This window comes from Candidatus Berkelbacteria bacterium, from assembly GCA_016432625.1.
GTDB lineage: Bacteria > Patescibacteriota > UBA1384 > 2-12-FULL-50-11 > 2-12-FULL-50-11.
This window is the reverse complement of the sequence record CP066697.1, coordinates 236,503-248,407: the sequence shown is the minus strand read 5'-3', so window position 1 is coordinate 248,407 and position 11,905 is coordinate 236,503. Positions and strand designations below refer to the sequence as shown.

The following is an 11,905-nucleotide window of genomic DNA, read 5'->3' as shown; positions in this document are numbered from 1 at the left end:
AAGCTTGCAGTGGTAGCTCAGTTGGTTAGAGCACCGCCCTGTCACGGCGGGGGTCGCGGGTTCAAGTCCCGTCCACTGCGCAGCGCAGCCAATCTCAAAAGCAGCTATCATCAGAGGATGAGAGTAATCGCAGTATTCTTATGTCTCCTCGCAATATTGTGTTGGTCGCCCAACCCTAAAAGGGTGCTCGCGAGTCACCAGCCAACTAGGGTTGAGGTCAACCTTTGGATGCATGGCGCCCCAGACATTACTCCGGTGACAAGTTTCGAGGCACAAATGGGAATTAAGTTCTACTCATTAAAGTGGTATCAAAACTGGGACCAGGAACTTAACCAAAATATCGCCAGAAATTACCACAGCAACGGTTACCTGCCAGAACTCAGTTGGCAACCCATGTATAAAGTCGGCTCTGATTACGTTGGTGTCTCGTACGACGACGTCACAAGCGGTCAGTACGACAACTACATCAATTCTTACGCCCAAGTCATTAAGTCGTTAGGTTTCGAAGTTCGCATCTCGCTTGCCGCAGAGATGAACGGTGATTGGAATCCGTGGGGAATCGGCAAAGTTGGCAATAACACCGAGAACCACAAGACTTTCTGGCGATACGTCATCAACAAGTTCCGTGAGGCTGGGACAAATAATGTTAAATGGGTCTGGTCGCCCAATATTCGTCCGTTTGGCGGCGCCGCAACCTATGCTTCAATGTACCCGGGCGACGATTACGTCGATTTCACCGGCTTTGATGGTTACAACTTTAGTAGCACCAATGGCGCCCCTTGGCTCAGTTTCCGTCAGCTTTTTGAGAGTTCCTACAATGAGATGCTTGCTGTCACCAACAAAGACATGTTGATTATGGAAATTGGCTCGGTTGAACAAGGGGGAAGTAAGGCGCAGTGGATAAAAGAAATGTTTGACGATCTAGAAACAGGGTTTCCTAAAATAAAGGGCTTAACTTGGTGGAGCGTCGCTTATCCGCAGTTTGATATGAGAATTAATTCTAGCCCTGCCTCACAAGATCAGTTCGCTTCTTCTGTAAAGGGCGCGAACAGTAACTCTGGGAGCAACGGTGGCGGGCAGAGTAGCTCAGGCTCCACCGAAACTACTACTAAGACCAGCGAGAACGCTAATAGCAGTTCAGCAACCACCTCGCCAACGACCGATAGCCCTAAAAACCAACCAGAGTACGCCAGTAACCCAGTCTCATCACGCACCACGAACAGTAACGGCGAAAAGACCGAGAGTAAGATTGAGCAAATCCTAAACCTGCCGGCTTTTGTGATGCTGGGCGAACAAAAAGAAACAGTTGCTTACCTCCTCTTGTCGTTATTCGGCGTGGGAATGATGGGCTTAGCGATTGTTATTCAGCGGATTTTATTTTGGCGTCGACAAGCGAATGCGCTAAAACTACAAAATGAAGATGCCAGACCGGATTAAAGTTAAACGCCTACGCCGGTCCCGTCACTTACGCCTAAAGGTTTTTCACGACGGCTCAGTAGTAGTGACCGCACCCTTAAGGGCGCCTCAAAAGTTGATTGAAGACTTCATTTTAGAGCACGAAAACTGGATTGAAGAAAAATTGTCTGAGGCCACGACTAGGTTAAATAAACTAACCGCCGAGCAAGAGAAACTTTTCTTTCGTGGTCAGGAATATGATTTTCGCCTCAACGTTTCGAACGACGTTAAATCCGGGGTAAAAATAGACGGGCGATCTTTCATCGTTTCAAGTCTAGCTGAGGATCATGATACCGTCCGGAAAATTTTAGAAAAATTTTACCGTCGTGAGGCGGAAAAACGGTTTCGTGAACGCGTACCGCTGCTAGCAGATTTAGTTGGTCGAGACGTAGTTAAAGTCACGATCCGTGACCAACGAACACGATGGGGCTCGTGCTCAAGTCGCAACACGTTATCGCTCAACTGGCGACTGATTATGGCACCGGACAGCGTCAGCGACTACGTTATCTACCACGAGCTATCACACTTAACCCATATGAATCACTCAGAGCGGTTTTGGGCGTTAGTCGAGAGCTACGACAAAAACTACAAAGCCTCAGAGCGGTGGCTCAAAAAACACCACAACCTCCTTCATTTCTAACAGCGCGGCGAGCTTACATATTGCGACCGATATCTGTCACCAAATCGTCGCCTGTGCTGCGCGGCACAATTCGGTGCTCTTCGAGATGGGCGATAATGTCTAGGATTATTTTGAGAATAACCAGGATCCACAGAAATCCCGTCAATGTATCAAGACGAGCCAGAATAAGTGCGCCGCCTAATATCGCTAAATGCAGTGCCATAACTCGTCGAATTGGCTGGACCATTAGCTCTTTCGGAGAAAAGATCAAATTTTCTTGTTTGCCGATGTAGTTCACTCCAAAAGAGAATAAATGGCTTAAGAACACGGCCAGCAGAAAGAATTTTGCGTCAGTTCGGTAGAAGAACTCCGCAATTGTGCGCACCTCAATGAAGCCAAATTGCCCCGCTGTTTGGTTAGAAAGTAGGGTGAAAATCAACGTCAGATGAACTAGCAAGAATATCGCCGACCAGGCAAGAAACGTCACGGCGTGTTCGAAGCGCCCGATCGGTCGCAAGCGGAAGTGGAGAGTGCGAGGATTAACCTCGACCTTGATCTCCGGCCTCCTGTCCTGCGATTTAGAACAAAGGATTTTTATTACAGAGAAAAAGCAAAGCACCAACGTCTCCAACCAATAACCAAACATTAACGTCGCAAGATCCCAGTCATAATACTTCACTCCAGCGAGAGGTATTAGGTTAACTAGAACGAGAACGGCAACACTAACCCAAAATTTACCGCGACTCATTTGCAGGTTTTCCAGCCAAATACAGATAAAGGAAGCCCGCAGCAAGAGCCGTTAGAAGATGCCAGAGGCCGTGACCCTGCCAAAGGCTCTCCGGGTTGCACCAAATACCTCGCCTATCCAGTTGCCAGACCCCGTAGCCAACGGCGAGTGATGTCAATGATAGCCAGAAATAAGGGCTGCCGATTTTCTTTAATCGGCTTAGCGCCACAACTTCCAAGATCACAACCACAAAAACTAAAGCCATAAATGTATAGTCGGTTATCCCATCTGAGAGCCCAGCGACGTAAAAAAGCGGAATATTGACGATAATCCACCAGGTAATTAACGTTGAATTTCGCCACGGCTTGAACCAGCTTATTCCAAGCAACGCCGCCAATGTCACGAGCAGGTACATACTAGAAAAATCCGCCACTCCGCCCCAAAAACTCAATGTCGCGTGTCCCCAGAACGAGCTTGCCCCGATCAGGAAAACCACCGTAATAAATAAGACGCTAACGAGCTTACTGCCATTAATAAATTGCTGATTGCGCGCAGCGTGCTGCCAAAGGAAAATCGCCACCGCCCAAAAGAAAATAATCGAAGTCCAAGAGTTTACAGGTTGGGCGATGCCAACATCGCGAACCGCTTCACAGAAACGGCTAACTCTTGCGATAACCATAACCTAAATCTACACGTTAAACAGGAACTCCACTACATCACCGTCGCGCATCACATATTCCTTGCCCTCACTACGTAGTTTGCCGGCGTCGCGAATCGCCTTCTCACTGCCGAATTTTTTTATGTCTTCAAAGGTATAAACTTGGGCGCGTATAAAGCCATGCTCAAAATCGGTGTGAATTTTGCCGGCGGCCTGCGGTGCCTTAGTACCTTTCGCGATCGTCCAAGCACGAGATTCGTCTGGTCCAGCGGTAAAGAAAGTAATTAATCCTAGTAGCTCGTAGCCGGCTTTAATTACCTCTTCTAACCCAGACTTCAGACCTAGCCCCTCACGATATTCGAGCTGCTCTCCACTAGGAAGTTCAACTATTTCTTGCTCGGCTTTAACATTAATCGCCACGACTTTTGCCTGCTCGTTTTGGGCGTGTGTTTCGACGGCGCTAACGTCAGCTGATTTTTCGTCAGTGTTTGCGACGTATAATAGCGGCTTAGCGCTGAGGAATTGAAAATCGCGTAGCGACTTTGCGAGTTCGGGGTTAGTTCGAAGCGGTTTGTTGTCGTTGAATAAGGCGACGGCTTGCTCAAGTAAAGTGCCCAGCCTAACAGCTTCCTTCTCGCCGCGTTTGATTTTGTCTTGGTTGGCCGTTAACGCTCGGTCAGCTTGTTCTAAGTCAGCTAGCAAGAGTTCAGTGTTAATCGTTGAGATATCATTACCAGGGTCGACGCCGCCATGAACATGCGTTACTTGCGGATCGTCGAAAACCCGCACCACCTCCGCAATCGCATCAACGGAGCGAATATGGCTCAGGAACTTATTGCCCAGTCCCTCACCCTGCGACGCGCCTTTAACAAGTCCCGCGATATCAACAAACTTAATTGTTGCCGGGACGGTTTTTGCTGCCTTAAATTTTTCTGTTAAAAAGCTCAGCCGCTCGTCGGGCACCTCGACGATGCCGACATTTGGTTCGATAGTAGTGAACGGAAAGTTCTGCGCCTCGGCGCCGGCTTTTGTGAGCGCATTAAATAATGATGATTTACCAACGTTCGGCAAACCAACGATTCCAATCTCCATATCGGTATTATATCTGTAACAACTTCCAAAGCTACACTTGACGCCGGATTTGTTTTACCGTACAAGTGAACAACAATGGCAACACGAAGAATCAAACGAACTCCCCGCAAGTCTGCAACCGTAACCCGTTCTACTCGCAAGTCCGAAGATCAGAGCCGCTCGACAGTTACAGTCCAAACAGCACATACAACGCTAGCCCGCTGGACAGGTCTAGTACTCGTGCTTATGGCACTTATTCTAGCTTTCGGACTTTACCTAATTATCCATAAACCACAGACGACCGATGGTGCCGCAACGGCCGTAACGCAGACTGAGAACGAAATTAGTTATCAAGGCGTTGAGGGTAAAAACGCTGTGGAGCTACTCAGAGAACGAGCTGTGATAGAGACCAAGACTTACGAAGGGCTCGGTGAATTAGTGATCGCTATCAACGGTAAAGCCTCGACAGAAAATCAGTTCTGGGTGTTCTACATTAACGGTGCTCCTGCTGAAGTGGGCGCAAGTACTTATATAACTAAAGCTACCGACGTCCTAACCTGGAAATACGAAAACGCTCAGTAAAAATTGTCCTTGACTCTTGGCTCTCTCTTTGAGAGCGTATTGTAATAAGGGGGTTATATAATCATGGGTGAAGAAAGTACTGGGGGCTCAAAAGTAATTTACGTAATTTTGGCAGTAGTTTTTGTGGCGCTGATAATCGGCGCTTCGGCGTGGTTCTATCTGACCGGTGCCTCAAAAACCGCCGACACGACAGCGACGACGACAACGACCGAAACGCCAACTGCAACCGATCCAAAAGCAGAGGCGAAAACTGAAATTTCCTCGACCTTGGATGAAGTTGATACAGAGCTAACACAAATCGCAAGTGATGAAGGGAGCGACGATGACACGATCGATTTTTAAGACCGTTGGAAGCGTGAGCCTGGGGTTAGTTCTAGCCTTCGGCCTACTAGCCTACCCGACTACAGTGAGAGTCCTTGCCGAGGACACTGAATCATCCAGTACTACTGAGCAAACTGAGGCCCAGAAGAAAGAAGCTGAATTGAAGAAGACAACCGCCGAGAACTTGCGTGAGCAAGTAAAGAAAGAGCGAGAAGCGCGCAAGGCCGCACTCGAGACAGCGAAAAATGCCCGAGAAGATAAAAAGTTAGAATCCTCAAAAGAGCTAGCTGAGAAATTGACCGAGGAACGCTTGGAACTCTTAAAGAAGTTGCGCGATGGCGAATATACCAAAAAATGTCGCGCTGCGGCTAAGGCTGAAGCAACGACCGCGATTAACGCTGTAATTGCCCGATTGGAACAAGATCTCGCAGCTGTGCCGAGTAATACAACCGTCGACCAAGTTCGTTCACAGATAAAGAACGGCATCATCGGCAAGAATCACGTTTACGTCGCCCTGCTACCAGCAGTGCGCGGCATGTGCGCTTCAGACAGAATAATCGGACTGATTGACGGTAAGCTAAAAACTTTAGTTGATCGTCTAAAGGCCGACGGCCTCGATACTACGACGTTGGAGGGCTTGCTGGCCCAGGCAAAAACTAGCGCGCAGGCTGCATACGACGCCTACAAGAAAATTGCTAACGACCCGGGTGCGTCCAGTTATAAAACTGACCTGGCAGCAGCGAAGGCCAAGCTTAAAGAAGCAAAAACAAGCCTGAGCGCCGCCCGAGACGAGATCGACAAACTCAAGGAATTAACTTCGTCTGAGGACGAGAGTTCCACGCCAACTAGTAGGTAACTAGCGCTTCGAACGTTCGCGCCAGTCACGTTCAGCATCGCGCTGAACAGCACGCTCGCGCAGCTCTTCTCGACGGTCATGAGGCTTCTTGTGAGTACCTAAACCTATTTTTAGCTTGGCACGACCACGGTTGATAAAGAGCTCCAAGGGCAAAATTGTCTGACCCTTGGCGCTCTGTCGGCCAGTGATATGATCAATCTCCCGACGGTTAAGCAGCAACTTTTTCGTCCTTGTCTGATCACCCTCAGCGACGCCAAAATGGCTGCCAACCCACCATAGCTCAACCCGTCCTGATTTATCAGCAAACGGCTTAATGTAACTACCGGTGATATTAACGTCTTTAGCGCGGATGGCTTTAATTTCTGCTCCAAGTAATACGAGACCAGCCTCTACGCTGTCCTCGATTTCATAGTCAAAGAAGGCCTTTTTATTGCGAGCTATGGTTGTCATTGGCTAATTATAATAATCGGCAAAGCGAGCAATGAAAGCGAAGCTTGAGTATTGCGAGCTATGATTGTCATTTGCCACCACCAATAATCCGCATTGTGAGCAACGAAAGCAAAGCTTGGGTATTTCGGGCAATAACAGTCATCGTTCTTCCGTATTGTAGGGTCTGAGTCTGAATTTGTCATGTAAAACGAGCCGCTTGGATTATGCCGCTACCCCGATGGCGCGTCGCTTGGAACCAAATCATCTTACTGCTAACATGCTCTCATGAAGATCGTCGATTTAGTGAAGCGGGAGACGGCACGACAAGCCGAATGTATTGATCTAATTGCTTCTGAAAACTACGCCTCCGATGCGGTTAAAGCAGCCCTTGCATCTGATTTCACTAACAAATACGCCGAAGGCTACCCCGGTAAGCGTTATTACGCCGGTAATGAAGTAGTCGACGAGATGGAGAACCTAGTGATTGGCTTGGCGCAGAAAGTTTTTAAAACCGATTATCACGTCAATACCCAAGCCTATTCGGGTTCAATTGCGAACTTAGCGGTGTACTTCGCACTCCTCCAGCCGGGGGACCCAATTATGGGACTCGAGCTTAGCCACGGTGGTCACTTAACGCACGGCCATCCTATTACGATTTCTGGCAAAACTTACAACCGGACTTCATACGTTGTAAGCCAGAAAGGTTACCGGCTCGACTATGGCGAAATCGCTAAGGCCGCTAAGGCTTCAAAACCAAAACTGATTATCTCTGGCGCCTCGGCCTACCCACGCACAATCGACTTTGCACGCCTTAGTGCTATCGCTAAAAGTGTTGGAGCCTATCATTTGGCGGACATTTCCCACATCTCTGGACTGGTGGCAACCGGCCTTCATCCAACGCCATTTGGTAACGCCGATATTGTGACAACAACAACCCATAAACTGCTACGTGGACCGCGAGGAGCGTTAATTTTTTGCAGGGAAGATCTAGCAAAACAAATCGATAAAGCGGTTTTCCCTGGCATCCAGGGTGGTCCGCATGAAAATGCCATTGCCTCAATTGGCGTCGCGCTAGAAGAAGCATCATCCCCAAAATACGTTGAGTACTGCCAGGCCGTACTGGATAACGCGCGCGAGTTATCACAATCCCTGCAAAAAGAAGGAATCACGATCTTAACCGACGGCACCGACAACCACTTAATGCTTATAGACTTACGCCCACTTGGAATCGACGGCACTGAGGCCCAGAGTCGCCTGGAAAAAGAAAAGATAGTCGTTAACAAAAATACTATCCCTTACGACGACGCTTCACCGATGAACCCCAACGGTATTAGGCTTGGTACACCGGCAATTACCACCAAGGGCATGACAACGAAAGACATGCCGTCACTTGCCAAAAAAATCGCCTCGATACTTAAGCGCTAGCGCTTATCCTGCTTCAACTTGATCGTTAGGTTAACGGTGTCGCCCTGAATTTCCATCTCAACTGGTTCGTACCCTTCTTTCCCGGCAATTAGGTGATATCGCCCAGGCTTGATGACAAATAGGAAACGTCCCGCATGGTCTGTGATAGTTGAACGGACACTCGCCGGGCCTTCGTTTTTGGAGCGCTGAACAATCTGAACCACGGATGAAGGCTGGGGCTTACCGGTTTGCGCATCCACTACCACTCCGAACGGTCGCTTGTAATCAAGTTCAAGTACCTTTGTTCCCCACAACAGGACATAGAGCGATACCACGAGCGCTTTAAGCAAAGTCTGATCGATCGAGTAGATATAAACGGCTAACACGCTACCGAAGATTAAGAGCGGCCAGTGGATGAAGTTAAGTACCCTCATGAGACCAAAGAGCCAGCCAACCATCATCATGCGACTCTTCAATTTCTCCTCAATCAACTCAAGCGTTATGTCTTCATTGATTAAATCGTCGGCAGGATTATTGACAGTTAGCGGACGGCTCAAAAATCGTTCATAGAGCGGATTTCTCACTTGGATCCAGTAACGTCCGGGCTTATCCACAAGGAAGGCATAATGTCCGGTTCGGTCGGTCAAGACCCGGTCGATCGCCTCTCCAGTAGCGTCCAATAACTCGATAAACACGCCGCCAATTGGCATGCCGCTTCGTCGGTTACGAACAATGCCCCAACGCCTACCGCGTAAGCGTGTTGGCGTAACTCCGAAGAACCCACCAAGGAATGAGGCACCCTTAACAAAGGTGTCAATTATCGCCGTTACTAACGCGGTGCTAAGTGGCCCCAGGGCAACGACCGTAGCAACGGGCGAGACGGCCACCGCAGCGGTGTTAGCAGCGTTCACCAACGCTTGGTTATTCTCGACAGTTTCCTGTATCGTCTCGAACACTCGCGTTATGCCAGTTGACGGTTGGGACGTGGCCTGTGGTGTAGAGACAGTCGGCGTGGTTACTGGCGGAGCTGTTGTGGGCGGCGTCTCTTCGGTAGTACCAGTCACGGGCGGTGTTTCCGTGGCGGTATCCGCCGGATTGATCTTGATGCTTCCCGAAGTGGCCTGACGAGTGCCGTCATTAACGGTGATTGTAGTTGTCCCAGCAGCGGTTGCCTTGAGATAGATAGTTAACGACTGAGTCGCCATCACATACTCGCTTGTTTCCGTCAGGTAAGTATTGCTAGTGTAGAACTTTACCGAACCCGAAGCGGTAGGAGTTATGACGGTTTTCTCCGAGATTGTTACGGTATTACCAAAAGCGTCCTTCGGCGTTACCGTTTCCTGCCAGCCAACACCAACTTTTTGCGGTGAGGTGGTAGTTAGACTGTACGTAGAATGAGCACCAGGGTTAACCGTTAAAGTCAGCTTAGTGGATAGACTCCGTTCGCTTGAAATGATTCCTCCGCTCGACCCCCCGATTTCGGCAATAGTCAATGTAATTGAACCTAGGGTTCTAAATTCTAGTAGGTTTGTGAACGTCTTAATCCCAGCATCGTTCGCGACATAGGTGTAATCGCCCGGCAAAACGGCGCTAGTATCTGTCGCTGTGAAGCGAACTGTTCCTGTGTAGCCAGTGGCAACGTTACCGTAGGCGTCTTTCATCGTTACGATTGGGGTCAGCTTTTCGCCAGCTAAGACCGAGTCATTAATGTTGGTCAGAATTATCTGCGTCGCTGTATTTGGTACGACAGTGAAATTACTGTGGGACCCCTGGAAGGTCGAGGAAAGGCCCGGGGAACTGGACGACGTGGCTGTCGCCGTGAGCGTTCTCGTGCCGGCCGTTTTGACAACAAACTGGTTGGTGAAAACTTTCACTCCTTGGTCTGGATTCCCGAAAGTATAATTTGCCGGCAACGTCGCCTGAGCATCATTCGACGAGAAACTTACCACCCCCGTAAAAGTGGTCGCGACGTTTCCGTACTGGTCAAAGATCGTCACCGTCGGAGATACGGCATTACCGGCGCTAACCGTTGAAGTAATGCCCGTCACCGTTAAGTTGGTGGCGGTACCGGCGATAACCGTTAAGTTGATCGTGCCGATAACTGTACTATTACCAACCTCGGTTACTGTAATTGTTTTGGTGCCGGCCGTCTTAAGCGTGAAGCCACTAACGGTTTTGATACCATTATCACCGGCGACGAATGTGTAATTCGAAGGCATTATTGCTTGCGTATCATTAGAAGTAAACGTGACCGTACCGTTATACGTTGGGTACGTTGCTCCAAGAGAATCCTTCGCCGTAATCACAAGAGAAAATGACGTCCCAGCTGTTTTAGTCGTCGAGCCTCCGACTGGAACAGCAACATCGTAGGTTGTGACCGGGCCGATATTTTTAATCGTCCCATCGGCTCCGCCAGTGCCTCCGGATCCTTTAGTCGCGCTCAATGTAAGTCCCGTACCGATTGCTGAGGTATAGCGTCGAACTATCCGACCGCCACCGCCACCACCACCGTTACTCCCGCCGTTGGCACCATTGGCCGTAACAGTTCCGGTACCAGTGAAAGTGTCAGCAATCATCCAAACACTACCGCCAGAGCCCCCGCCCCCCTTACCGCTGCCTATTCCCGAAGCTGGCACACTAACAGTACCATCGGCATTAATACTGCCATTAAACGTAAAAGTACCGGTTGATTCAATTTTTAACGCCGCACCACCAGCCCCGCCGTTACTGGCCGCACCACTAACAGAAACGTACCCGCCGCCTGAACCAGCGACGTCGGGCGCCGTATCGGAGCCGTAAGTAGCACCCCCTGTCGCTGAACCTACCGTTCCTCCGGCTCCGCCGTAACCACCACCGCCAGAGTTGCCGCCAACGTTACCAAGACCACCGCCGGTTCCAGCGCCGTTAACTGAGCCGGCTGTACCACCAGCGTAGCCTTGGCCATTGCCCTTTATGGTACTACCACTATTCACAGTTACGCCGCCCAAAATTTTGATCGAAACACCGAGGTTATTAAGAGTGTCGTATTTGAAGGTGATGTGACCATTCACCGGCGGTATGGCGCCCGTCCCTAGAGTGAGGGAGTTAGCCTGAACAGAAGCTCCCCCGTTTAGAGTTAGGGTAGCGTTATTATTAATTGTTATGGTGTCGTAACAGTTGTTGCCCGACCAGGTTGTGTTGCTAGAAATCGTGATTGGCGGTTCGTCGCCTGTACAACCCGGGTCTCCCGGCGCCGGCGAATAAATCGTTCTAACGGAGGAGGCGCTCAAAACAAGGAAAAAGAGAAAGAGTAGCACGTGTAATGTCGTTGAGTAGACCTGCGTGTGCCACCAACGATAGAGCCTGACATGTAGTCTAAGCCAATCGTGAATTGGCGTAAAAAACGGGAAGAGTGTTCTGGTCGCCCGCTGTTGAAGCCACAGGTAGTAATCTTCCTGGCTCATCTTGCACGTCTGCCTGTATGCAATCGCGCTCGCAATCAGCGTTAAGCTCAGCAAAAAAGTTACCCCGATCAGTAAAATCTCCGCGTTACGGCTAGCCCATAAGTAGAACTGCTGGAAGTCGATATCCCACTTATAAGCCCACTTCAGCCAACCAAGTAATGCGGCTAGGCCTAAAGCAAGTAGGCCAAAGTAAAAGGTCAATGGGTAATTGGCCAGAGCGTGTTTTGTTCTATTAGGAATGCTAGATCGAAAAATATTCCCTCCGAAAATATAATCGCAAGATATTGCCAGCAAGGCAACCGGTTGCGTTTCAAACCCTAAGAAGTTCCGTTACAATCTG

The 11,905-nt window shown here is 49.4% G+C and carries 11 protein-coding genes and 1 tRNA gene; 7 read left to right on the top strand and 5 right to left on the bottom strand.

All coding sequences use genetic code 11. The annotated features are described in order from the left end of the window. The first annotated feature begins 6 nt into the window (after positions 1-6). The 3 genes from HY845_01465 to HY845_01455 all read left to right on the top strand — a co-directional run bounded on the left by HY845_01465 (position 7) and on the right by HY845_01455 (position 2,095). Positions 7-80 (top strand) — tRNA-Asp (locus HY845_01465). 148 nt (positions 81-228) lie between these two features. After that, positions 229-1,437, top strand: a complete 1,209-nt coding sequence (locus HY845_01460) for a hypothetical protein (GenBank protein ID QQG51985.1) — start codon at positions 229-231, stop codon at positions 1,435-1,437. Then, a complete protein-coding gene (locus HY845_01455; protein QQG51984.1) occupies positions 1,415-2,095 on the top strand; it encodes a M48 family metallopeptidase in 681 nt (226 codons plus the stop codon). Before HY845_01460 ends, HY845_01455 begins: the two co-directional genes overlap by 23 nt. Positions 2,096-2,108: 13 nt before the next feature. Here HY845_01455 and HY845_01450 read toward each other — a convergent pair whose 3' ends face one another. Genes HY845_01450 through ychF form a run of 3 tightly spaced genes read right to left on the bottom strand, consistent with a single transcriptional unit; the run spans position 2,109 to position 4,551 of the window. Next, the gene (locus HY845_01450) at positions 2,109-2,822 is read right to left on the bottom strand and encodes a hypothetical protein (GenBank protein ID QQG51983.1); all 714 of its coding nucleotides are present in this window, start codon (positions 2,820-2,822) and stop codon (positions 2,109-2,111) included. Further along, a complete protein-coding gene (locus tag HY845_01445) occupies positions 2,809-3,480 on the bottom strand; it encodes a ceramidase domain-containing protein (protein QQG51982.1) in 672 nt (223 codons plus the stop codon). The genes HY845_01450 and HY845_01445 overlap by 14 nt, the downstream gene beginning before the upstream one ends. A 9-nt stretch (positions 3,481-3,489) precedes the next feature. Beyond that, entirely contained in the window at positions 3,490-4,551 is a 1,062-nt protein-coding gene (ychF, locus tag HY845_01440) for a redox-regulated ATPase YchF (GenBank protein QQG51981.1), read from the bottom strand. A gap of 75 nt (positions 4,552-4,626) precedes the next feature. Here ychF and HY845_01435 point away from each other — a divergent pair, with 75 nt between their 5' ends. The 3 genes from HY845_01435 to HY845_01425 all read left to right on the top strand — a co-directional run bounded on the left by HY845_01435 (position 4,627) and on the right by HY845_01425 (position 6,289). Continuing rightward, positions 4,627-5,112: a DUF4430 domain-containing protein gene (locus HY845_01435; GenBank protein QQG51980.1), complete on the top strand. Its 486-nt coding sequence runs from the start codon at positions 4,627-4,629 to the stop codon at positions 5,110-5,112. A 63-nt stretch (positions 5,113-5,175) separates the two neighbouring features. Further along, on the top strand, positions 5,176-5,454 hold the full coding sequence (locus HY845_01430; protein QQG51979.1) for a hypothetical protein: 279 nt from the start codon (positions 5,176-5,178) through the stop codon (positions 5,452-5,454). Beyond that, positions 5,435-6,289: a hypothetical protein gene (locus HY845_01425; GenBank protein ID QQG51978.1), complete on the top strand. Its 855-nt coding sequence runs from the start codon at positions 5,435-5,437 to the stop codon at positions 6,287-6,289. The genes HY845_01430 and HY845_01425 overlap by 20 nt, the downstream gene beginning before the upstream one ends. On the opposite strand, the gene smpB is transcribed toward HY845_01425, so the two are convergent. Continuing rightward, a complete protein-coding gene (smpB, locus tag HY845_01420) occupies positions 6,290-6,739 on the bottom strand; it encodes an SsrA-binding protein SmpB (GenBank protein ID QQG51977.1) in 450 nt (149 codons plus the stop codon). 264 nt (positions 6,740-7,003) lie between these two features. Between smpB and HY845_01415 the strand changes: the two genes are divergently transcribed. Continuing rightward, positions 7,004-8,143 (top strand): serine hydroxymethyltransferase, encoded by a 1,140-nt coding sequence (locus HY845_01415; GenBank protein QQG51976.1) that lies wholly within the window; start codon positions 7,004-7,006, stop codon positions 8,141-8,143. Here the strand turns inward: HY845_01415 and HY845_01410 are convergent. Then, positions 8,140-11,766: a carboxypeptidase regulatory-like domain-containing protein gene (locus HY845_01410; protein ID QQG51975.1), complete on the bottom strand. Its 3,627-nt coding sequence runs from the start codon at positions 11,764-11,766 to the stop codon at positions 8,140-8,142. The genes HY845_01415 and HY845_01410 overlap by 4 nt on opposite strands. Positions 11,767-11,905 lie beyond the last annotated feature (139 nt).

What these genes read in the sequence shown, in the direction of transcription:
- HY845_01460 (QQG51985.1), top strand. Translation starts at nt 229, where the DNA reads ATGCATGGCGCCCCAGACATTACTCCGGTGACAAGTTTCGAGGCACAA.
- HY845_01450 (QQG51983.1), bottom strand. Translation starts at nt 2,822, where the DNA reads ATGAGTCGCGGTAAATTTTGGGTTAGTGTTGCCGTTCTCGTTCTAGTT.
- smpB (QQG51977.1), bottom strand. Translation starts at nt 6,739, where the DNA reads ATGACAACCATAGCTCGCAATAAAAAGGCCTTCTTTGACTATGAAATC.
- HY845_01455 (QQG51984.1), top strand. Translation starts at nt 1,415, where the DNA reads ATGAAGATGCCAGACCGGATTAAAGTTAAACGCCTACGCCGGTCCCGT.
- HY845_01430 (QQG51979.1), top strand. Translation starts at nt 5,176, where the DNA reads ATGGGTGAAGAAAGTACTGGGGGCTCAAAAGTAATTTACGTAATTTTG.
- HY845_01435 (QQG51980.1), top strand. Translation starts at nt 4,627, where the DNA reads ATGGCAACACGAAGAATCAAACGAACTCCCCGCAAGTCTGCAACCGTA.
- HY845_01445 (QQG51982.1), bottom strand. Translation starts at nt 3,480, where the DNA reads ATGGTTATCGCAAGAGTTAGCCGTTTCTGTGAAGCGGTTCGCGATGTT.
- ychF (QQG51981.1), bottom strand. Translation starts at nt 4,551, where the DNA reads ATGGAGATTGGAATCGTTGGTTTGCCGAACGTTGGTAAATCATCATTA.
- HY845_01415 (QQG51976.1), top strand. Translation starts at nt 7,004, where the DNA reads ATGAAGATCGTCGATTTAGTGAAGCGGGAGACGGCACGACAAGCCGAA.
- HY845_01425 (QQG51978.1), top strand. Translation starts at nt 5,435, where the DNA reads ATGACACGATCGATTTTTAAGACCGTTGGAAGCGTGAGCCTGGGGTTA.